The following is a 20,722-nucleotide window of genomic DNA, read 5'->3' as shown; positions in this document are numbered from 1 at the left end:
GCGGTACGGGCAGGGGGAGCGATGGACCGTGAGAACGGACCGCGAGTTCCGGTGCAACGGGCTCCGAGGACGCGCGCGGGCGCCGGCACGGGCCCGGGCACCGGCGAGGTCGACGACACGGGCACGACCGCGGGCACGGACCGCCCGAAGGGCGGCGAGGCGGCGGGTGCGGGTACGCATTCCAGCCATGCCGCCCCGAGCGGCACGCACGCCGCCGACCGGGGTGCGGACGCGGCTGCGACGGCCGCGGCGGACCCTGCCGCCGACACCCGGGCCGCCACCGGCCCCGCCGACGTCACCGACGTCACCGCCCCCGGACTCCTCCGCTTCGCCGTGCTCGGGCCCGTCCGCGCCTGGCGCGACGACGAACCCGTACCCACCGGGTCGCCCCAGCAGCGGGCCCTGCTCGCCGCCCTGCTCCTCCGCGGCGGGCGCACCGCCACCGCCTCCGAGCTGATCGACGCCCTCTGGGGCGAGGAGTCGCCCTCGCAGGCCCTCGCGGCCGTACGGACGTACGCCTCCCGGCTCCGCAAGGCACTCGGCCCCAAGGTCCTCGTCAGCGAGTCCGGCGGGTACGCCCTGCGCACCTCCGCCGCCGCCCTCGACGTCGCCACCGCCCAGGAACTCGGCGCCGAGGCCGAGAAGCTGCGCGCCGCCGGGGACCGGGCCGGTGCCCGCGACCGGCTCGCCGAGGCGCTCGACCTGTGGGACGGCGAGGTGCTGGCCTCCGTACCGGGGCCGTACGCCGAGACGCAGCGGACCCGCCTGGAGGAGTGGCGGCTCACGCTCCTGGAGACCCGCCTCGACATCGACCTGGAGGTCGGCGCGCACGCGGAGGCCGTGTCCGAGCTGACCGCGCTCACCGCCGCGCACCCGCTGCGCGAGCGGCTCCGCGAGCTGCTGATGCTCGCGCTGTACCGCAGCGGACGGCAGGCCGAGGCGCTCGCCGTGTACGCCGACACCCGCCGGCTGCTCGCCGACGAACTCGGCGTCGACCCCACCCCCGAACTCTCCCGGCTCCAGCAGCGCATCCTGCAGGCCGACGCCGAACTCGCCCGCCCGGTCGAGGAGGCCGCCCCGGCCGCCGCACCCGTCGCCCGCCCCGCCCAACTCCCCGCGACCGTCCCGGACTTCACGGGCCGCGCCGCCTTCGTACGGGAACTCGGCGACCGGCTCGCCACCGCCGAGGGCCACGTCATGGCCGTCTCGGCGCTCGCGGGCATCGGCGGGGTCGGCAAGACGACGCTGGCCGTTCACGTCGCGCACGAGGCGAGACGGCACTTCCCGGACGGGCAGCTGTACGTGGACCTCCAGGGCGCGGGCTCCCGCGCGGCGGCGACCGAGACCGTCCTGGGCTCCTTCCTCCGCGCGCTCGGCACCCCGGACTCGGCCATCCCCGACTCGCTCGACGACCGGGCGGCGCTGTACCGCTCCACTCTCGACGGACGCCGGGTCCTGGTCCTCCTGGACAACGCCCGTGACGCCGCCCAGATCCGCCCGCTGCTTCCCGGTACGGCGGGCTGCGCGGCCCTCGTCACCAGCCGGATCCGAATGGTGGACCTGGCCGGTGCGCACCTGGTGGACCTCGATGTGATGTCCCCGGAGGAGGCACTCCAGCTCTTCACCCGGATCGTCGGCGAGGAGCGGGTCCAGGCGGAACGGGAGGCGGCCCTCGACGTCGTCGCGGCCTGCGGTTTCCTGCCCCTGGCCATCCGCATCGCCGCGTCCCGGCTCGCGGCCCGCCGCACCTGGACGGTCTCGGTCCTGGCGGCGAAGCTGGCGGACTCGCGGCGGCGCCTGGACGAGCTCCAGGCGGGCGACCTCGCGGTGAAGGCGACGTTCGAACTCGGCTACGGGCAGCTGGAACCGGCGCAGGCGCGCGCGTTCCGTCTGCTCGGCCTCGCGGACGGCCCGGACATCTCCCTCGCGGCGGCCGCGGCCGTCCTGGACCTGTCGCTCTGGGACACGGAGGACCTCCTGGAGGCCCTCGTCGACACATCCCTCCTGGAGTCGGCGGCACCCGGCCGGTACCGGTACCACGACCTGGTCCGGCTCTACGCGCGTGCGTGCGCGGACCGCGACGAGCAGCCGCCGTCGGAGAAGGAGGCGGCGCTCTCCCGGCTCCTGGACTTCTACCTGTCGACGGCGGCGCGGGTCTACGCGATCGAACGCCCCGGCGACCGCCTCGTCGACCACCTGGAACCCACCACCCACGAGGGCCTCACCTTCACCGACCGCCACACGGCCCAGGACTGGCTCTACGCCGAGGCGAACTGCCTCCTGGCCTGCGTCCGCCAGTCCGCGGCGGCCCCGGGAACCCTCCGCCGAGCGGTGGACCTCCTGTGGGCGTCCCTGGACCTGGCGGAGTCGGGCGCGAACTCCCGCGAGTACGAGACGGTGGCCACGGTGCTGCGGGACGCGGCGAGCACGGCCGGCGATGTCCGCGCCGAGGGCCGCGCCGCCAACACGCTGGCGTACGTCCACCATTACCAGGGCCGCTTCGACCAGGCCGACCAGGAGGCCGACGAGGTCGTCCGCATGGCGCGCTCCGTCGACGACCCGCTGCCCATCTGCTGGGCCCTGAACGCCAGGGGCGCCATAGCGCACTACCAGGCGCGGTACGAGGACGCGGACAAGCACCTCAGCCTGGCCATCTCCGGGTTCCGCGACGCAGAGGACCGCGCCGGCGAGGCCGCCGCTCTCTGCAATCTGTCCCGCATCCATCTGGCCACGGGCCGCACGGCCGACGCCGTCCGCATGGCCCAGCAGGGAGCGGACATGTACGACGAGATGGGGCACGCCCTCAAGGGCGCCAACGGGCGCTACGCGCTCGGCCTCGCCCTCACCGAGAGCGGTCGACTGGAGGACGCCGGCGAACAACTCCGCGAGGCACTCGCCGTGTTCGTCGACAGCCGCCAGCGGCTGTGGGAGGGCATGACGCTGTTCCGCATCGCCGAGGTCGACATCGCGGCCCGTCGGTACGGGGCCGCGGCCGCGGGGGCGGAGAAGGCCCTCACCGTGCTCCGGGGCATCGGCGGCGACTGGCGACGCGGGAACGTCCTGACCGTCCTCGGGCGGGCGCTGCACGGCATAGGGCAGTCGGGGCGGGCCCAGGTCTGCTGGCGGGAAGCCCTGGACATCTACGAGGAGTTGTCGGTTCCGGAAGCATCCGAGGTCAGGGCCCTGCTGGCCCCCGTGGCCGCCGCCTGACCGCATACCCGTCCCGGCGGCGTTCAGCATTCGTTTATCGCCACCCGGCAGAGTTGTCCTCAACGATCCGCCGCGTCGGGGGGCAGACGGGTCGCCGGTGAGGTCGTCACCCCCACGCACTAGGGTGAGCGACCCTGAGGAGCCCGTTCGGCCGTCCACGGGGGAACAGCCGGACGGGCTCCACCCACCAGCACGCGAAGCCATCCACCACGAGGGGATCAGCATGGGCGACATCGACGCCACCAACCCGGTCGTCACGCCGGAGAACCTGCACATCACCGGCACGGAGACCGACAAGATCGGCACGAAGAACCTGCACATCACCTCCGAGCCGGCAGACGCGATCGCGGACAAGGTCCTCGGCGACGGACCCGCCGAGAACCTCCACATCACGTCCGAGCCGGCCAACTAGCCACTCCCGACGGGGAGCGGTCGCGGCGGCGACTTCGGGGGAGCCGCCGCGGCCCACCAGGGAGGTCCGGTCGACGGGGGGCACACGGAACCGGGGGCACCCGGGACGGAACCAGGGGGGATCCGTCCGGGCAGGTCCCGTGAGCAACGCGATCGGACCACCGCAAGTGAAGGGGCCGGGCAGCTGCCCGGCCCCTTCGGCGTGCGTCCGGGCCCTCGACCTCGACCGGACGGTCCCTCACATCGGGGCGTCGCACCGCGGGTCCCGTGGGGCCACCGCTCCCTCGGCCACGTACGACCTCCAGCGGGGCAGGGATGTGGCCGGTTCCTGTTTCGCGTAGCTCGTCCAGCCGACGCCGTCGACATCGGCTGGGTCCTGGTCGTAGCCGACGACATAGGTGCGGCCGGGAACGAGGACCGGGTTCAGAGGATCGCTGCTCGTGTACCCGCCCCGGGGATCCACGCCCACGCCCTGGGCGAGGGTGAGCGTCGTGGGGACCTCGCCCTTCAGCGGGTGCAGGACACGGAGGCGGACCCGTTGGATTCCGATGCCTCCGTCCGGCACGAAGCTGACGGGCTTCTCCACCTTCGCGTAGGCGAGGCGGCTCATCGCGGCGGGGACGTACTCCTCGTGGGCCAGGTCCGGTTCGCACGAGACGTCCCAGGGGCGGGTATCCCGCGCGGCCCAGGCGGTGAGACCGACGGTGAGCGCTGCCGAGAGGGCGAGCGCAAGGCCGATGGTCCGGTTCCGGGTCAAGGGCCGCCGCACGGGCTCCGGTTCGGGACCGGGGAGCGCGGCCCCCGCTTCGGATGCCGTCCGGCCGAGGGAGTGTCCCTCCGGGAAGCGGGCCACCAGGAGCGCCCCCCGTGCCGCGTCCTCGATGGTCAGGGTGCCCGCGTGGTCCGCGGCGATGTCGCGGGCGATGGGGAGGCCCAGGCCCGCGCCGCCCGATGTGCGGGTGCGGGAGGCGTCGAGGCGGGTGAAGCGGTCGAAGACGCGGGAGCGGTCGGCGGGCGGGATGCCGGGGCCGTCGTCCGCCACGGTCAGGGTGACGGTGGCGGGCGCCGTGACGGTGACGGTGACCGTCACCTCCGACTCCGCGTGACGGCAGGCGTTCGCCAGGAGGTTGCGGAGCAGGCGCTCCAGCCGGGTCGCGTTGCCGTCGACGAGCGCCGGGGCCGGGGCCTCGCAGGTCACCACGAGTCCGGTCGCGTCCGGCAGGTGCTGGTGTTCGCGGACCAGGTCCTCGGCGAGGGCCGCCAGGTCGACCGTCTCGCGGGGCGGCGCCGTGGCCCGGTGGCTCGCGAGGAGCAGCAGGTCGTCGGCGAGCGTCTGGAGCCGTACGACGTCGTCCGCCGCCTCGGCCATCGCCGTCGGCCAGTCGGCGACCCAGTCCGGGTGGCGCAGGGACGTCTCCAGCTGGGCGCGCAGGGCCGCGAGCGGGCTGCGGAGTTCGTGGGCGGCGTCGGCCACGAACTGCTGCTGCCGCGCCGAGGCCTGTTCGAGGCGGTCGAGGGTGTCGTTGGTGGTGATCGCGAGGCGGGCGATCACGTCGTCCGTCGGCGGGACGGGGACCCGCCGGTCGAGCGACTGGCCGGTGATGTCGGCGAGTTCGGCCCGGATCGCCTCGACGGGGCGGAGCGAGTGCGTCGCCGTGACGTGGACGAGTACGCCGGTGAGCAGCGCGACGAGGGGCGCACCCGTGGTCAGCATGATCCAGTACACGTCGTTGCCGGGTTCCTGGAACTCCGGCTGTGCCCGTCTCAGTACCTCGATGGCCACCGCGAACAGTCCGCCGGTCGTGGTCGCCGCCGCCAGGACCGTGCGGCTGCGGTACGGGAGCCGGCCCGCGCCGCTGCCGAGCGTCGTCCACACGACCGCCGCCGTCAGGAGGCCCGCGGAGGGTCCGATGAACATCAGGCCCCAGCGGAAGGCCTCCTCCGCGACGAGCCACGGCTTGACGGGGTTCTCCCGGGCGAGCCACGCGCAGTACGTCGCGAACAGGGCGCCCGAGGTCACGGCGGCGGCCCCGGTGGTGCGGAGCCGTACCGCCGTGCGCCGACCGGCCCCGGCCAGCCAGCAGGCCGCGGCGACGCACAGCATCCCGACCCACGGGCCGATGTCGGTGAGCAGTTCCACCTGCGGGCCGACGCGGTCGTCGCGGATGAGGACGGCGATGACCGGTGAGCGCGGGCCGGCCCTCCGGTCCGCGTACTCCAGTGCGCACACCGCCGCCGCGACGACGAGGGTGGCCACGAGTCCCGATGCCCAGACCGGCCGGTACCGTCTCCCGAGCTCAGCCACGTACACCCACCACCCGATACCCCGCACCCCGCACCGTCTCGATCGTCTCCGTCCCGAAGGGGGCGTCGATCTTCCTCCGTACCGCGCTGATGTAGACGTGCACGATGTTCGGGTCGCCGGTGAAGTCCGCCGACCACACCTCGTCGAGGACGTCGAGCGTCGGCACGACCTCGTCGAGCCTCAGCAGCAGGCAGTGCAGCACCGCGAACTCCTTCGGGGTCAGCGGGATCACGGTCGCTCCCCGGCCGCACGCCCTGCGGGCCGGGTCGAGCCACAGGTCGCCGCACTCCAGGACGGTACGGGTGCGGGCCCCGCCCCGGCGCAGCAGGGCGCGGAGCCGGGCCTCCAGGACGACGTACGAGAAGGGCTTGGCGAGGTAGTCGTCGGCGCCGGTGTCGAGGCCCTCGGCCTCGTCGTACTCGCCGTTCTTGGCGGTGAGCATCATCACCGGCACGTCGTTGTCCTCGGCGCGGAGCCGGGAGCAGACCTGGTAGCCGTTGAGGCCGGGCAGCATGATGTCGAGGAGGACGGCCGCGTAGCGGTGCTCCCGGGCCAGGTGCAGTCCGGTGACGCCGTCGTGGGCGACGTCGACCGTGTATCCGACGGCGGAGAGGCCGCGCCGCAGGGACGCGGCGATCCTCTCCTCGTCCTCGATCACCAGTACGCGCATGGCGTCGAGTATCGCCGGGCCGACGGCACCGGGGCTGAAGGAATCCTCAGGCTTCCTCAGGGCCCGCTCAGGGGTGATCACCGAGGGTCCCGTCATGGCTGTGATCACCACTCCCCCGACCGTCGTACGCCGCTCCACGGGCTTCCGTACCGCCCCCGCCGTCCTCTCCGCCGTCTTCTTCGTCCTGTACGCGGCCCTCGCCCTGCGCGAGCACGCCCGCTTCCGGACGACCGGCTACGACCTGGGGATCTTCGGGCAGGCGGTCCGCGCGTGGTCGGAGGGGCGGTTGCCGGCCTCGGAGATCCGGGCCGCGACGGCCCCGGCCGGGTTCGCGGGGGACGCGTATCCGCTGCTCGGCGACCACTTCCATCCGGTCCTGGCCCTCCTCGGACCGGTCTACCGCCTCGTCCCCCGCGTCGAGACGCTCCTGGTCGCGCAGGCCGCGCTGGTCGCCCTCGGGGTGTACGTGATCGCCCGCGCCGCCCGACGGCACCTGCCGGACCGCCGGTTCGCCCCGCTGGCGATCGGGACGGCGTGCGGGCTCGGCTGGGGGACGCAGGCGCTGCTCGGCTTCGACTTCCACGAGGTCGCCTTCGCCGTACCGCTGCTCGCCCTCGCCTGCCGCGCGTACCTCGACGGGCGGACCCGGGCCGCCGCCTGCTGGGCGGCCGCGCTGCTCCTGGTGAAGGAGGACCTGGGGGCGACGGCGGCCGTGTTCGGGCTGCTGCTCACGCGGCAGGACCGGCGCACGGGTCTCGTCCTCGCCGCCGGGTCCGTGCTCGGCATGTTCCTGATCGTGTACGGGGTGATCCCGGCGTTCGCGGCGGACGGGCGGTACGTGTACCTGAGCCAGGCCTCCGGGGCGTACGGGCTCCTCGACGGCTGGCCGGTGAAGTCGCTGACCGTGCTGGCGCTGCTCGCCGCGACCGGCGGGCTCGTGCTGCGCAGCCCGCTGGCCCTGCTGCTGTTGCCCACCCTGGCCTGGCGGTTCACCTCGGCCAATCCGGCGCACTGGGAGCCGGGGCTGCACTATTCGGCGGTGCTGGTGCCGATCGCCTTCGCGGCCCTGGTGGACGCGCTGAGGAGGGGCGCACGGCTGCGGATACGGCTGCCGCTCCCCCTCCCGGTGGCCGCACGGCTGCCGATGGCCGGCGTCCCCGTGGTCCTTCCGCTCGTCACCGCCCTCCTCATGCTTCCCTTCCAGCCCCTCGGCTCCCTCGCCACCCCCGGTTTCTGGCGCGACGGCCCCCGCGAGGCCGCCGCCCGGCAGGCCCTGGAGCTGGTGCCCGACGGGGCCCGGGTCGCGGCGAGCAACAGTCTCGCCCCGCATCTGACCGACCGGGCGACCGTGCACCTGGTCGCGGACGGGGTGCTCGACCGCCGTCCGGCGGTGGACTGGATCGTGGCGGACGTCCGGGACTCGTACCCCGCCGACGCGGTCGACCGTGTGGTGCGGCGGGCCGGGGAACGGGGGTGGCGGGTGGTGCGGGAGTCGGAGGGGATCGTGGTTCTGCTCAGAGGGTCCTGATCCGAGCGCCGGGCGGACAGAGCCGGCTCAGGTCGTCCTCGTCGGAGGAGTACATCGTCACCTGCCCCCTCTGCCGGCCCGCGATGACGGCGAGCGCCGCATCGATGGCGTACGTGTGACCGTGCGGACCGGCTGCCTCGGCAGACCGATCGCGGACTCCGCGACCTCCGGCACGTCAGCGGCCCCGCAGCTCCCCCTTCACCACCTTCCCGCTCGCGTTCCTCGGGAGTTCCGTCACGAACTCGACCTCCCTCGGCACCTTGTAGTTCGCCATCTCCCGTCGCGACCAGGCGATCAGGTCGTCCGCCGTGACCCTCGCCCCCGGCCTCCGTACCGCGAAGGCCTTTCCGACCTCGCCGAGCCTCGGGTCGGGGACGCCGATGACGGCGACGTCCGCGATGTCGGGGTGGAGGCCGAGGAGTTGCTCGATCTCGGCGGGGTAGGCGTTGAAGCCGCCCACGATGAACATGTCCTTGAGGCGGTCGGTGATGCGCAGGTTGCCCTTCTCGTCGAGGACGCCGATGTCCCCCGTGTGGAGCCAGCCGGCCTCGTCGATCGCCGCCGCCGTCTCCGCCTCGTCCTCGAAGTAACCGCTCATCACGTGGTGGCCGCGGACCAGGACCTCGCCCGTCGGCGAGACCCGGACCTCGGTGCCGGGGATCGCGCGGCCCGATGTGGTGGCCACCGTCTCGGCCGGGTCCTCGCGGCGGCACATGGTGACGATGCCGCTCGCCTCGGAGAGGCCGTACGCGGTGAGGACCGTGCCGACGCCCAGCTCCGTGCGGAGGCGCTCGACCAGGCGGAGGGGGACGACCGCCGCGCCCGTCACGACGAGGCGGAGCGAGGACAGGTCGTGGGCGGGGCGGGCGGGGTGGTCGAGGAGGGACTGGTGGAGGGTGGGCGGGCCGGGCAGCACGGTGACGCGTTCGGCGGCGATGTTGGCGAGGACGGTGTCGACGGTGAAGACGGACTGGGGGACGATCACCGCGCCCCGCATCAGACAGGCGAGGATGCCGGCCTTGTAGCCGAAGGTGTGGAAGAAGGGGTTGACCACGAGGTAGCGGTCGCCTTCGCGGAGGCCGGCGAGTGCGGACCAGACCGCGTAGCAGCGAAGGCTCTGGGCGTGGCTGATGACGGCGCCCTTGGGGCGGCCGGTGGTGCCGGAGGTGTAGATGATGTCGGAGGGGGCCGCGGGGTCGATGGCGGCGGCCCGCGCGCGGACCCGGTCGGCCGGGACCGCGTCGCCCTCCGCGAGGAACTCCTTCCAGGTGGTCCACTCCTCGGGCGCGGTGTCGCCGAGGACCACGACCTTCTCCAGGTCCGGCAGGTCGACCCCGGAGCGGCGCAGGGAGGCCACGTACGAGGTGCCGAGGAAGGTGCCGGTGACGAACAGCAGCCGGGCCCGGGAGCGCTGGAGGATGTGGGCGGCCTCGGTGCCCTTGAAGCGGGTGTTGAGGGGGACGAGGACGGCCCCGGCGGTGACCGCGCCGAGCGCGGAGACGATCCAGTCGAGCGTGTTGGGGGCCCAGATCGCGACCCGGTCCCCCGTTCGTATGCCGGTGGCGAGGCAGGCCGCCGCCGCCCGTTCGACGCGTTCGTCGAGTTCGGCGTACGTGACCCGGTTGCGGCCGTCGACGACCGCCTCCCGTGCGCCGTACCGCTCGGCCGCCGCCCGGACGAGACCGGGGATCGTGCCCCACTCCAGGTCGCCGCGCATCTCCACCTCCACCACTCCCCTTAGCTGACTATCCGTCAGATTAGTTGTAACCTGACGCGCTGTCAGTAGCGCTGCCACACGGGGAGGTTGTCTTGCTCAAGGACGCAACGGCCATCGTCGGGATAGGTCAGACCACCTTCGCCAAACAACTCCCCGAGACGGAGAAGACACTCGCCTGCCGGGCGATCCTCGCCGCCCTCGACGACGCCGGCATCGACCCCTCCGAGGTCGACGGCTTCGCCTCGTACACGATGGAGGAGACCGACGAGGTCGAGGTCGCCAAGGCCATCGGCGCCGGCGACGTCACCTTCTTCTCCAAGGTCGGCTACGGCGGCGGCGGTTCCTGCGCCACCGTCGGCCACCTCGCCGCCGCCGTCGCCACCGGACAGGCGAGCGTCGGCGTCGCCTGGCGGTCCCGGAAGCGGGGCAGCGGCCCCCGCCCCTGGAAGAACACCGCCGTCCAGCTGCCCACCCCCGGCCAGTGGACCCGCCCCTTCGGGCTGCTCCGCCCCGCCGACGAGATCGGCATGCTCGCCCGCCGCTACATGCACGAGTACGGCGCCACCCGCGACCACCTCTTCAACGTGGCCCTGGCCTGCCGCAACCGCGCCAACCAGAACCCGGCCGCGATCATGTACGAACGCCCGCTGACCCGCGAGATGTACATGACCTCCCGCTGGATCAGCGAACCCCTCTGCCTCTTCGACAACTGCCTGGAGACCGACGGCGCGCTGGCCTGCGTCATCGTCTCCGCCGAGCGGGCCCGCGACTGCCGGCAGAAGCCCGTGTACGTCCACTCCGCCGCCCAGGGCCTGCCCGCCCAGCACCACGGCATGGTCAACTACTGGAACGACGACCCGCTCTCCGGCCCCGCCTGGACCGCCGCCCGCCACCTCTGGAAGCAGGCCGACTTCGGCCCCCAGGACGTCGACGTCGCCCAGATCTACGACGCCTTCACCCCGCTCGTCCCGCTCTCCCTGGAGGGCTACGGCTTCTGCGGCCGCGGCGAGGGGGCCGCCTTCACCGAGGGCGGCGCCCTGGAGATCGGCGGCCGACTGCCCCTCAACACCGGCGGCGGCGGACTCAGCGAGGCGTACGTCCACGGCTTCAACCTCATCAACGAAGGCGTGAAGCAACTCCGCGGCACCTCCACCGCCCAGGTCCCCGACGCCGCCACCTGCCTGGTCACGGCGGGCGAGGGAGTCCCCACCTCCGCCATCCTCCTCAGGAGCTGATCCCGATGCTGACTCCCGTCACCGACGAGGACGGTGCCCCCTTCTGGGAGTACGCCGCCCGGGGCGAACTGCGCGTCCAGAGCTGCGCCGACTGCGGCGAGCTCCGCTTCCCGCCCCGCCCCTGCTGCCCGCACTGCCAGTCCTTCGCGAGCGAATGGCGCCTGATGTCCGGCCGCGGCCGCATCTGGTCGTACGTGCTCCCCCACCCGCCCCTCCTGCCCGAGTACGCCGCCCAGGCCCCGTACAACGCGGTGCTCGTCGAACTCGCCGACGCCCCCCGCGTCCGCCTCGTCGGCAACGTGGTCGCCGCCCCGGACGCCCCCCTGAACTCGGTCGACCCGAGCCGGCTCCGCATCGGCGCCCCGGTGAAGGTGGCGTTCGCCGAGATCGACGGCGTCACCGTCCCGCGCTGGCTCCTGGAGCGCGGATGAGCATCCGTGTCGAGCGGGACAAGGAGACCGGGGTCGCGGTCGTCACCCTCGACCGGGCCGAGAAGCACAACGCGATCACCCTGGAGATGGCCCGCGAGCTGAGCGCCGTCTGGCGGGGATTCCGGTACGAGGACGACGTCCGCGCGATCGTCGTCACCGGGGCCGGGGGGCGGGCCTTCTGCACCGGCATCGACCGGGCGGCCGTCGGGAACGTGCCGCAGCCCTCGTCCCCGTACACGATCGACGATCCGCTCCTCACGATCGGCCCCAAGGCCAACGACCTGTGGAAGCCGGTCGTCGCCGCCGTCGAGGGCATGGCCTGCGGCGGGGCGTTCTACCTGCTCGGCGAGTCCGAGTTCCTGGTCGCCGGCGAGGACGCCACCTTCTTCGACCCGCACACCACCTACGGCATGGTCAGCGCCTTCGAGACCGTTCACATGGCGCAGCGGATGCCGTACGGGGAAATCGCCCGGATGGCCCTGATGGGCAGCGCCGAACGGATCTCGGCCCGGCGGGCGCACGAGACGGGGCTCGTCTCCGAGTTGACCCCGCCCGGCGGTGCGCTGGCCGCCGCGCGCGAGGCGGCCGCCGTCATCGCGGGCCACCCGACGGAGGCGGTGCAGGGGACGGTCCGGGCGCTCTGGTCGGTGAAGGAGGCGGCCAGAGCCCAGGCGCTCGCGCACGCGCCGCATCTGGTCGCCCTGGGGAACCTGCCGCCGGAGCGTCAGACGGGCCTGTTCACGGGGCGGGGGAAGGGCTACCGGACGCGCTAGTCTCCTGCACGCGCACCTCGTCGATCCGGCAGTTCTTCACCCGGTCGACGAAGTGCGGGTTCTCCATCGCGACCTCGAAGGTCTTCGTCTCGTAGCCCGCGACGGCGACCGAGGCCTCGCCGAGGTCCACCTGCCGGCCCGTGGCGCCCTCGAACCGCAGGACGACCCGGAACGTCCCCGGGGACGCGTCGCGCGAGACGATCTTCAGGGTCGCCGTGGTGTCCGCCTTGCGGGCGGGCTTGCCCTTGCGCTTCTTCTGGGCGGACTTCACGCAGTCGACCACGACGACGTCGACCTTCGACGCCACCGAGGTGGGGCTGGGCGAGGCCGTGACCGTGGAGCCGCCCGAGCCGCTGTAGTCGTCGTTGCTCTTCTCGTCGCTGGAGCAGCCGCCGCCCGAGTCGTCGTCCGAATGGCCGCGGCTCTTGCCGCTCTTGCTCTTCCCGCTGCCGCCACCACTGCTGCTGCCGTGGCCGGTGTGGAAACCGGTCAGCGCCAGCACCACCACCGTGAGTGTCGCCGCGAGCTTCAGGCGTGTGCGTACCATCGCGCTCCCCGTCCTCCGTGTCGTGTCCGCGCCACTTTAGCGACGCCCCGGTGCCGCGTGGCGGGCCCCCCGCACCGGGCGTAGCGTCGGGAGCGAGAGCCGGACCCGAGGAGGCCGCATCGATGATTCGCAACATCGTCGGCTCGGTGCTGGCTCTCGCCGGAGCGACGGCCGCCGTCTGGAGCCCCTTCCGTGCCTGGTACGACGGCCGTCACGGTCGTGATTACGCGATCGACGAGCTGTTCACCGGCATCACCGACGACCGGGGCGAACTGCTCGGCTCGATCCTGGCGCCGTTCCTCGTCGCCGCCCTCCTGACCCTCCTCGGGGTGCTGCTGCGCTCCCGGCTGCTCGTCGCCCTCGCGGGGATCGTCGTCCTCGGCTTCACCGTTCTGTGGATGGTGCGGGTCGGGCAGGCCGAGGGCGGTCTCACGATCGGCGGCGACGGTGCGGGGCTCGGTGACGGGGTCGCGAACGCCTTCGGCGGCGGCATCCTGCTGCTGCTCGGCGCGCTCGTCATGTCGGGCAGGTCCCGTGCGCCGCACCGGGTGGACCAGCCGCCCCGGTTCACGCATCCCACGCTCGACGGGCCGCCGCCGGACGACCCGTCCACCCTGGAGGGGCCCCCGCCCCGTCCGCAGGCCTCGACGCCGTACGCCGCGACCCAGACGTTCGACGTACCGACCTGGGACCCGGACCGGGAACGGAAGAACCCGCCGCCGAACGGCTAGCGCCCTCCGGTCGACGGGTCCCCGTCCGTACGTCGTACGAGCTACCGCGCGGCGGCACCCCGGCCGGTGGCCGTGCCCTTGACCGCGTCGAGCGCGTACACACAGCGGTCCTTGCTGCAGGCGTACACGACCCCACCCCTGACCACCGGGGAGCCGGTGATCTCGCCGCCGGTCGCGAGCTTCCAGCGCAGCTGACCGCCGGTCGCGTCCAGGGTGTAGAGGACGTGGTCGGCCGAGCCGAAGTGCACCCTGCCGTCGGCGACGACCGGGGAGCCGACCAGCTCGCCGCCCGCCGCGAACCGCCACCGGGGCGTGCCGGTGACCGCGTCGAGCGTGTAGAGCGCGCTGCCGCTGCCGACGTGGATGTTGCCGTCGGCGACGAGCAGCGGTTCGGCCGACTGGCGCGGCTCGGTCGCGATGCGCCAGCGGTCCTGGCCGGTGGTGGCGTCGATCGCGTACACCGTGCCGAGGTGGTCGGCGAGGTACACCCCGCCGCCCGTGACCGCGGGGCCCTGGGCGAAGGCGGGCGGGGAGAGGAAGACGGCCGGTGCCTCGAAGTGCCAGCGGACGTGTCCGGCGGCGATGTCGATCGACAGGACCCGCGTCCCGGCGGAGACGTACACGCAGCCGTCCTCGGCCGGGGCGACCCGGACGGGCACGTTGGCGCAGGAGGCGGCGTCGCCGATCGGGTACGACCAGCGCTCCACGCCCGTGCGGGCGTCGAGGGCCTGGAGCCGGGCGTCCCGCCACACGTACACGGTGTCGCCGTGCACGGCGGGCCCCGCCTCCGGGGTCTCGAAGTCGCTCTGGGCGCCGGTGATCTCCCACAGCTTGGCGCCGTTGGAGGCCTCCCAGGCCTGCACCCCGCCGCCGCGCGTGCCGGTGACGACGGTGCCCCGGTCGACCCGGAGCGAGTAGACCCAGGCGTCCGTCCGCAGCCGCCAGCGCTCGCTGCCGTCGGTCGCGTCGAGGGCGTAGAGCGTGGGCCCGTCGGAGGCGTGGATACGGCCCGAGGCGACGGCCATGGACCAGGCCACGTCGCGGGTCTTGAACTGGCGCCGGCCGCTGCCCGTGTCCAGGGCGTGTACCTCGAAAGAGGTCACGTACAACAGGTCGCCGTCCACGACCGGCGTACCCCAGACGTCGTTCGACATCCGGAAGCGCCACGGGCGCCACGGGCCGGGCTCCGCCGGCGCGGCCTGGTCGGCGCCCTGTGCAGGGACGCCCACCGGGCGGGAGCCGGGCGGCGGGCCGGGCTCCCCGGCGTACGAGCCGTGGTCCGCGCCGTGCGGGCCGCCGCCGGGCGGACGGATCCAGCCGGTCGCCGGTCCGGCGTCGGCGCTCCGGCCGACGGCGAGCGCGGCGCGGGTGTCGGCGACCCGGGGGCCGGGGCCGATCGGCACGGTCGCGCCGCCGAGGCGTACGGGCCCGCCCGCGCTCTCGGCGGGCCCCGCGTGCCGGCCGCCGCCGACGGGCGCGGGCTCCGGGAAGCGCGGGTCGGCGCCCCGGTCGGCGGGCTGCCGGGGCGGGCGCGGCGGCATCGGCGGCGCGGTCGGCGCCGGGGCCGGGCGGCCGCCGCGGCGGGTCTCGATCATGTCGGTGGCGCTCCGCGGGAGCCAGGCCGAGGCCGTGCCGCTGTCGTCGCTGCCGGGGCCGAAGAGGTGCGGGGCCAGCTGGGCCTGGAGGTCGGCCGGGGTGGGCCGGCGGGTGACGTCCATCTGCATGCAGGAGTCGATGAGGGGCCGCAGCTCGTCGGGCAGGCCCTCCAGGTCGGGGCCCTCGCGGAGCAGCATGAAGACGGTCTCGACCGGGTTGGCGCCGTGGAACGGCGCGTGGCCGGTGGCGGCGAAGACCAGCATCGAGCCCAGCGAGAAGACATCGCTCGCGCCGGTGACGCTGCGCGAGTCGCGGGCCTGCTCGGGCGACATGTAGGCCGGGGTGCCGACGGCGACGTTGGTCATGGTCAGGCGCGTGTTGGAGACGCCCGACGCGATGCCGAAGTCGATCACCCGGGGGCCGTCCTCGACGACGAGGACGTTGGAGGGCTTGAGGTCACGGTGGACCAGGCCCGCTCCGTGGATGGACTGCAGGGCCTCGGCGACACCGGCTGCCAGCCAGCGCACGGCCTGGGCCGGGAGCGGTCCGCACTCGTTCACTATCTCTTCGAGCGAGGGTGCCGGGACGTACGCGGTCGCCAGCCAGGGCACGGCTGCCCGCGGGTCGGCGTCCACGACGGCGGCCGTGTAGAAGCCGGAGACCGCCCGCGCGGCCTCCACCTCTCGGGTGAAACGGACCCGGAACAGCTGGTCCTCGGCGAGCTCCGTGCGCACGGTCTTGATCGCCACGCGCCGGCCCGAGGCCGAGCGCGCGAGATAGACCAGGCCCATTCCGCCCGCGCCGAGCCGGCCCAGCACCTCGAAGGGCCCGATGCGTCTCGGGTCGTGCTGCGTCAGCTGTTCCACTTGCCTGCCACCTCCCCGTACGGGCCATGAGGGTACGGCCCCGTGGCCCTGATTCTTCCTGTCCGAGGGCCCGGTTGCGAACCCGGGGGCGGATCGGGGTGTCACAGGTCATATCGGAGCCATCCGGAGGGGAAGCCTCACGTCGTGCCGGACGGCTCCGAGAGGACCGCGAAGCGCGCGCCCTGGTTGTCGTGCAGGACGGCGATGCGGCCGTGGGGGGTGTCGAAGGCCGGGGTGGCGACCCGGCCGCCGAGCCGGACGGTGGTCTCGCAGGCCTCGTCGCAGTCGTGGACGGCGAAGTAGACGAGGACGTGGCCGGGCATCTCGGCGGGGAAGTCGTCGCTGATGACGGCGCGCCCTCCGAAGGCGCTGTCGTCGCCGGGCCGGGAGCCGGGGGGTGACCAGACGCGGTAGTCGAAGCCGGGGTCCCTGCCCTCCTCGTCGGGGGCGGCCTGGCGGCCGAGGTAGCCGAAGACGGTGGCGTAGAAGGTGTCCACGGCGTCGGGACGGCGGGTGTACACCTCCATCCAGCAGAAGGAGCCCGGTTCGTTGACGGTCTGGAAGCCGTTGTCGTCGCCCGACTGGCGGAGGCCGAAGACGGCGCCGCCGGGGTCGGCGGCGAGCGCGAGGACGCCGAAGGGGCCGACGGGGTAGGGCTCCATGACCATCTGGCCGCCGGCGTCCTTGATCCGGGCGGCGAGGGTGCCGGCGTTCTCGGTGGCGAGGTAGACGGTCCAGGTGGTGGGCATGCGGCCGTCGCGCTTGGGGAGGAGTCCGGCGACGCGTCGCCCGTCGAGGAGGGCTTCGTCGCGATCGGGGTCGAAGGTCCAGCCGAAGAGCTCGCCGTAGAAGCGCTTGCCCGCTTCGAGGTCGGGGAGCTGTGCGTCCACCCAGCAGGGGGTGCCCTCAGTGCGTGCCGCCATGTGTCCACGCTAGAACGGCGTGGACGGACCCGCATACCCCAAGATGGGAACAAATAGGCGATTTATCGGGTGGAATCCCTTGGGGCACTTGAGTTGTCCACCGAAGTTGTCCACAGGCTGTTCATAAGCCTATTCGGGTACGGGGATCCCGAGGTCGTCCGCCCCACGCACCAGGAGTGGCGCGATCCCGCCCCTCCCCGTCCGTGCCGCTCCCACGGAGACACGCGTGCCGACCTCGCAGAACACGGGTGGCCGGGGGGTGCACCCCATTTGCAGTCGGCCGAATCGCGCGCCGACACCCCCTCGGTAAGCTGACGGCATGACAGGACAAGTACGCACCGTCGACGGCCGCGTGGCCGGACGACGCGGCCAGGCGACGCGGCAGAAGCTGCTCGACTGCCTCGGTGAGATGCTCAGCTCCTCGCCCTACCGGGACGTCAAGGTCATCGATGTGGCCCGGAAGGCGGGTACTTCACCCGCGACGTTCTATCAGTACTTCCCGGACGTCGAGGGAGCGGTTCTCGAGATCGCGGAGGAAATGGCCAAGGAGGGCGCCGGGTTGACCGAGCTGGTCTCCGGCCGCTCCTGGGTCGGCAAGGCCGGTTGGCAGACCTCCGAGGAACTCGTCGAAGGTTTCCTGGACTTCTGGCGGAAGCACGACGCCATCCTCCGGGTCGTGGACCTCGGCGCCGCCGAGGGCGACAAGCGGTTCTACAAGATCCGCATGAAGATCCTGAACTCGGTCACCAACTCCCTCACGGACGCGGTGAAGGAGCTCCAGGCCAAGGGCAAGGTCGACAAGGAGGTCAGCCCCGCCGCCATGGCCGGCTCGCTCGTGGCGATGCTGGCCGCGGTCGCCGGCCACCAGAAGGGCTTCACGACCTGGGGCGTGAAGCAGGCCGAACTCAAGCCGAACCTCGCCCTGTTGGTGCATCTGGGCATCACCGGCAAGAAGCCGACCAGATAGCCCCACCCCCTCCTCCACCCGTCCTGTCGTCGACGCCGACGGCGGCCCGCCCCCACGGACCGCCGTCGGCGTCGCCGTGTCCGGGCGAGCTTCGCGACGGCACGTCACAGGCTGCGGGCGGTGATGTCGCCGTAGGAGGTGGTGGCGTGGATGTTCAGGCCTGCGGCGGGGCCGTCGGTGTTGGTGAGGGTGTTGTGGACGCGGCCGTAGGCGGTGCCGGCGTCGAGGGTGGCGGAGACGCCGCGGGCGGCGCCGACCGTGATCCCGCCGGACTCGGTGTGCAGGACGACGGAGCCGGTGACGGCTTCGGTGATGCGGAGGTCGCCCTTCTGGGTGCTGATCTCGGCGGCGCCGCCGAGGCGGCCGACGGTGATGTCGCCGGCGAGGAGGGTGAGGCGGGCGGTGGCGGTCTCGTCGAGGGTGACGGTGCCCTGTGCGCCTTCGAAGGTGACGTCGCCGAGGCGTCCGACGCCGCGGAGGTCGCCGGCGGCGGTCTTCGCCTCGATCCGGGAGCCGGCGGGCAGCTGGACGGTCACCTCGACCGCTCCGGAGTCGCCCAGGAGCCGGTTCCCGGCCGGGGCGGCGGTGATCCGCAGGACCCCGTCGGCGTACTCGACCGAGACCTGCTCGGCGGCCTTCTGGTCGGCGGACTTGGCGGCGTTCGCGGGCCGGATGTCGACGGTGGCGTCGTCACGGTCGGCGGCGATGAGCTGGATGCGCCCGGCGGGGATGTCGAGGACGGTGATGATCGCGGCGGTGGCGGCGAACTTCTGCAAGGTTCTTCTCCTTCATGGGGCGGGCCCACTCCCGGGCCCGCCGTTTCCGATGAGGGAAAAGCTACGTTGCATTCATTGATCCGACAACACATTCATTGCTCCTGATCGACGTCATTGCAGGTCAGAGCGAGGATTTCATTGCAGTGATCCTGGAGGCTAATGCAACAACCCCTCTCCTGAGAGTTGCAATGAAATGAGAGTGAACGCTCTTCGGTGCCGGTTCGGCACCCGATCAACGCCTAGTCGGCGCCTCGTCAGCGCCTCGTCAGCCGGAAGAGCCGGATCTCGCGGTCGATCCGCGCCTGGTACGTGGCGTACGGCGGCCAGAACTCCAGGGCCGCCCGCCAGGCCTCCGCCCGCTCCTCCCCGGTGAGCAACTCCGCCCGTACGGGCACGTCCTCCCCCTTCCAGTTCACCTCGACGTCCGGATGGGCGAGCAGGTTCGCCGTCCACGCCGGGTGCCCGGGGCGGCCGAAGTTGGAGCCGATGAGCAGCCAGCGCCCGTCCGTCTCCGGCATGCAGGCCAGCGGGGTGACCCGGGGCAGCCCGCTCTTCGCACCCCGGGCGGTGAGCACCACCCCGGGCAGCATCTGGGCGCTGAGCAGCACCTTTCCCCTGGTCAGCCGGTGCACGGCCTTGTCCATGGCGGGCACGACGTGCGGGCCGATCCGGGCGAACGTCCGGGTCGAGGACATCTTCTGCATCAGCTTGCGTCCGACGGGCATCTACGCCGCCACCTCTCCGAAGAGTCCGGTCCGTTCCGCCGCCCGTGCGCGCAGCCGCCGCACGGGCCCGAAGAGCAGTTCGTCGGAGGCGGCCCGTTTGAAGGAGAGGTGCGCCTCGTGCTCCCAGGTGAATCCGATGCCGCCGTGGAGCTGGATGGACTCCCCCGCGGTGGCGCGGAGCGCCTCCAGGGCGTGGGCGAGGGCGAGCGGCCCGCTGTCGGGTCCGGGTCCTGGCTCCCGCGCCGCGCAGTAGGTGAGGGAGCGGGCGGCCTCGACCTGGACGTAGAGGTCGGCGAGCCGGTGTTTGACCGCCTGGAACGAGCCGACGGGCCGGCCGAACTGCTCGCGCGCGGCGACGTGGGCGACGGTCCGTTCGAGGGCCTCGCGGGCGGCGCCGACGGCCTCGGCGGCCAGCATGACGGCGGCGGTGCGGCCGGTGACGGCGAGCGCGCCGAGGACATCGACCGGTTCCTCGCCGAGGAGTTCGGCCTCGGTGTCCCTGAACTGGACGGTCGCCTGGGTGCGGGTGAGGTCGAGGGTGGGCTGCCGGGTGCGGACGAGCCCCGGAACCGCGTCTCCCGCCTGTTCCGTCCGGACGAGGAAGAGCAGGGTGCGGCTGCGGGCGAAGCCGCCGGCGTGGGCGGCGACGAGCAGCAGGCCGGCGCTGTGTCCGTCGAGGACCTGGGCGGCCTCCCCGTACAGCCGCCAGCCTCCGTCGACGGCGCGTGCCTGCACGCCGCCCGCGCGGCCGCCGCCGGACCATTCCTCGCCGGTGTTGTCGCCGGTGAGGCCGAGGGCGAGGGCGAGCGAGCCGCCGGGGACGACGAGGGCGCAGGTGAGGCTTCCGTCGGCGAGCCGCGGGAGGAGCGCGGCGCGCTGCGCGGGGGTGCCGAGGGCGGCGAGGAGCGGGGCGGCGAGGACGCTGGTGGCGAGGAGCGGGCAGGGGGCGAGGGCGCGGCCGGTCTCCTCGCAGGCGAGGGCGAGTTCGGCGGGCCCGCAGCCGACTCCTCCGTACTCCTCGGGGAGGGCGAGCCCGGCGACGCCGAGGGTGCCGGACATCCGGGCCCAGAGCTCGGGGTCGTATCCCTGGGGGGTGGTGGTGGCGGCCCGGTTCTCCTGCGGCCCGGCCCGTTCGGCGAGCAGGTCGCGCAGGGTGCGGCGGATCTCCTGCTGCTCCTCGGTGAGCGGGGCGGTGAGCGAGGCGGTTCCGGCGGCGGCGAGCGCTGCGCTGTCGGCGGCGTCCATGGGGCTCCCTCCGTTTCTGACGGTGCGTCATGCTAGGCCCGTGCCGGGCCGGTTGCCAGAGCCGCG

The 20,722-nt window shown here is 73.3% G+C and carries 17 protein-coding genes; 8 read left to right on the top strand and 9 right to left on the bottom strand.

Annotation, left to right across the window (positions count from 1 at the left end; genetic code table 11):
* Positions 1-21: 21 nt before the first annotated feature.
* Both OG259_RS24100 and OG259_RS24095 read left to right on the top strand, forming a co-directional pair.
* A complete protein-coding gene (locus OG259_RS24100; protein WP_328944150.1) occupies positions 22-3,210 on the top strand; it encodes an AfsR/SARP family transcriptional regulator in 3,189 nt (1,062 codons plus the stop codon).
* A 223-nt stretch (positions 3,211-3,433) separates the two neighbouring features.
* The gene (locus OG259_RS24095; RefSeq protein ID WP_266893014.1) at positions 3,434-3,622 is read left to right on the top strand and encodes a hypothetical protein; all 189 of its coding nucleotides are present in this window, start codon (positions 3,434-3,436) and stop codon (positions 3,620-3,622) included.
* A gap of 237 nt (positions 3,623-3,859) precedes the next feature.
* On the opposite strand, the gene OG259_RS24090 is transcribed toward OG259_RS24095, so the two are convergent.
* Positions 3,860-5,926 (bottom strand): ATP-binding protein, encoded by a 2,067-nt coding sequence (locus OG259_RS24090; protein WP_328944149.1) that lies wholly within the window; start codon positions 5,924-5,926, stop codon positions 3,860-3,862.
* The gene (locus OG259_RS24085; protein WP_328944148.1) at positions 5,919-6,596 is read right to left on the bottom strand and encodes a response regulator transcription factor; all 678 of its coding nucleotides are present in this window, start codon (positions 6,594-6,596) and stop codon (positions 5,919-5,921) included. Before OG259_RS24085 ends, OG259_RS24090 begins: the two co-directional genes overlap by 8 nt.
* Before the next feature lie 94 nt (positions 6,597-6,690).
* Here OG259_RS24085 and OG259_RS24080 point away from each other — a divergent pair, with 94 nt between their 5' ends.
* Positions 6,691-8,124, top strand: coding sequence for a DUF2079 domain-containing protein (locus OG259_RS24080; protein WP_328944147.1), 1,434 nt, complete (start codon positions 6,691-6,693; stop codon positions 8,122-8,124).
* Between the two features lie 175 nt (positions 8,125-8,299).
* Here OG259_RS24080 and OG259_RS24075 read toward each other — a convergent pair whose 3' ends face one another.
* Positions 8,300-9,841: a FadD3 family acyl-CoA ligase gene (locus OG259_RS24075; protein WP_328944146.1), complete on the bottom strand. Its 1,542-nt coding sequence runs from the start codon at positions 9,839-9,841 to the stop codon at positions 8,300-8,302.
* A 92-nt stretch (positions 9,842-9,933) separates the two neighbouring features.
* Here OG259_RS24075 and OG259_RS24070 point away from each other — a divergent pair, with 92 nt between their 5' ends.
* The 3 genes from OG259_RS24070 to OG259_RS24060 are packed head-to-tail and all read left to right on the top strand — an operon-like array spanning position 9,934 to position 12,280.
* On the top strand, positions 9,934-11,076 hold the full coding sequence (locus tag OG259_RS24070; RefSeq protein ID WP_328944145.1) for a lipid-transfer protein: 1,143 nt from the start codon (positions 9,934-9,936) through the stop codon (positions 11,074-11,076).
* A 5-nt stretch (positions 11,077-11,081) separates the two neighbouring features.
* On the top strand, positions 11,082-11,507 hold the full coding sequence (locus OG259_RS24065) for a Zn-ribbon domain-containing OB-fold protein (protein ID WP_328944144.1): 426 nt from the start codon (positions 11,082-11,084) through the stop codon (positions 11,505-11,507).
* On the top strand, positions 11,504-12,280 hold the full coding sequence (locus tag OG259_RS24060) for an enoyl-CoA hydratase/isomerase family protein (protein ID WP_328944143.1): 777 nt from the start codon (positions 11,504-11,506) through the stop codon (positions 12,278-12,280). The genes OG259_RS24065 and OG259_RS24060 overlap by 4 nt, the downstream gene beginning before the upstream one ends.
* On the opposite strand, the gene OG259_RS24055 is transcribed toward OG259_RS24060, so the two are convergent.
* Positions 12,246-12,827, bottom strand: a complete 582-nt coding sequence (locus OG259_RS24055; RefSeq protein WP_328944142.1) for a hypothetical protein — start codon at positions 12,825-12,827, stop codon at positions 12,246-12,248. The two genes, OG259_RS24060 and OG259_RS24055, sit on opposite strands and share 35 nt — an antisense overlap.
* Before the next feature lie 122 nt (positions 12,828-12,949).
* On the opposite strand from OG259_RS24055, the gene OG259_RS24050 reads away from it, so the two are divergent.
* Positions 12,950-13,558 (top strand): hypothetical protein, encoded by a 609-nt coding sequence (locus OG259_RS24050; protein ID WP_328944141.1) that lies wholly within the window; start codon positions 12,950-12,952, stop codon positions 13,556-13,558.
* A gap of 41 nt (positions 13,559-13,599) precedes the next feature.
* On the opposite strand, the gene OG259_RS24045 is transcribed toward OG259_RS24050, so the two are convergent.
* Both OG259_RS24045 and OG259_RS24040 read right to left on the bottom strand, forming a co-directional pair.
* The gene (locus OG259_RS24045) at positions 13,600-16,020 is read right to left on the bottom strand and encodes an outer membrane protein assembly factor BamB family protein (protein WP_328944140.1); all 2,421 of its coding nucleotides are present in this window, start codon (positions 16,018-16,020) and stop codon (positions 13,600-13,602) included.
* A 137-nt stretch (positions 16,021-16,157) separates the two neighbouring features.
* Positions 16,158-16,943, bottom strand: coding sequence for a VOC family protein (locus tag OG259_RS24040; RefSeq protein ID WP_328944139.1), 786 nt, complete (start codon positions 16,941-16,943; stop codon positions 16,158-16,160).
* Between the two features lie 319 nt (positions 16,944-17,262).
* On the opposite strand from OG259_RS24040, the gene OG259_RS24035 reads away from it, so the two are divergent.
* Positions 17,263-17,910: a TetR family transcriptional regulator gene (locus OG259_RS24035; RefSeq protein ID WP_030315615.1), complete on the top strand. Its 648-nt coding sequence runs from the start codon at positions 17,263-17,265 to the stop codon at positions 17,908-17,910.
* A 104-nt stretch (positions 17,911-18,014) separates the two neighbouring features.
* On the opposite strand, the gene OG259_RS24030 is transcribed toward OG259_RS24035, so the two are convergent.
* From OG259_RS24030 to OG259_RS24020, 3 genes are all read right to left on the bottom strand, one after another.
* Positions 18,015-18,686 (bottom strand): DUF4097 family beta strand repeat-containing protein, encoded by a 672-nt coding sequence (locus tag OG259_RS24030; RefSeq protein ID WP_328944138.1) that lies wholly within the window; start codon positions 18,684-18,686, stop codon positions 18,015-18,017.
* 254 nt (positions 18,687-18,940) lie between these two features.
* The gene (locus OG259_RS24025; RefSeq protein WP_328944137.1) at positions 18,941-19,411 is read right to left on the bottom strand and encodes a nitroreductase family deazaflavin-dependent oxidoreductase; all 471 of its coding nucleotides are present in this window, start codon (positions 19,409-19,411) and stop codon (positions 18,941-18,943) included.
* On the bottom strand, positions 19,412-20,656 hold the full coding sequence (locus tag OG259_RS24020) for an acyl-CoA dehydrogenase family protein (protein WP_328944136.1): 1,245 nt from the start codon (positions 20,654-20,656) through the stop codon (positions 19,412-19,414).
* Positions 20,657-20,722 lie beyond the last annotated feature (66 nt).

This window comes from Streptomyces sp. NBC_00250, from assembly GCF_036192275.1.
Lineage (GTDB): Bacteria > Actinomycetota > Actinomycetes > Streptomycetales > Streptomycetaceae > Streptomyces.
The sequence above is the reverse complement of the archived record's forward strand: the minus strand, read 5'-3'. Positions and strand labels throughout refer to the sequence as shown.

Bases quoted from the DNA above. Each gene is read 5' to 3' on its own strand.
- OG259_RS24025 (WP_328944137.1), bottom strand. From the start codon at position 19,411: ATGCCCGTCGGACGCAAGCTGATGCAGAAGATGTCCTCGACCCGGACG.
- OG259_RS24095 (WP_266893014.1), top strand. From the start codon at position 3,434: ATGGGCGACATCGACGCCACCAACCCGGTCGTCACGCCGGAGAACCTG.
- OG259_RS24080 (WP_328944147.1), top strand. From the start codon at position 6,691: ATGGCTGTGATCACCACTCCCCCGACCGTCGTACGCCGCTCCACGGGC.
- OG259_RS24060 (WP_328944143.1), top strand. From the start codon at position 11,504: ATGAGCATCCGTGTCGAGCGGGACAAGGAGACCGGGGTCGCGGTCGTC.
- OG259_RS24085 (WP_328944148.1), bottom strand. From the start codon at position 6,596: ATGCGCGTACTGGTGATCGAGGACGAGGAGAGGATCGCCGCGTCCCTG.
- OG259_RS24100 (WP_328944150.1), top strand. From the start codon at position 22: ATGGACCGTGAGAACGGACCGCGAGTTCCGGTGCAACGGGCTCCGAGG.
- OG259_RS24035 (WP_030315615.1), top strand. From the start codon at position 17,263: ATGACAGGACAAGTACGCACCGTCGACGGCCGCGTGGCCGGACGACGC.
- OG259_RS24065 (WP_328944144.1), top strand. From the start codon at position 11,082: ATGCTGACTCCCGTCACCGACGAGGACGGTGCCCCCTTCTGGGAGTAC.
- OG259_RS24075 (WP_328944146.1), bottom strand. From the start codon at position 9,841: ATGCGCGGCGACCTGGAGTGGGGCACGATCCCCGGTCTCGTCCGGGCG.
- OG259_RS24055 (WP_328944142.1), bottom strand. From the start codon at position 12,827: ATGGTACGCACACGCCTGAAGCTCGCGGCGACACTCACGGTGGTGGTG.
- OG259_RS24020 (WP_328944136.1), bottom strand. From the start codon at position 20,656: ATGGACGCCGCCGACAGCGCAGCGCTCGCCGCCGCCGGAACCGCCTCG.
- OG259_RS24050 (WP_328944141.1), top strand. From the start codon at position 12,950: ATGATTCGCAACATCGTCGGCTCGGTGCTGGCTCTCGCCGGAGCGACG.
- OG259_RS24040 (WP_328944139.1), bottom strand. From the start codon at position 16,943: ATGGCGGCACGCACTGAGGGCACCCCCTGCTGGGTGGACGCACAGCTC.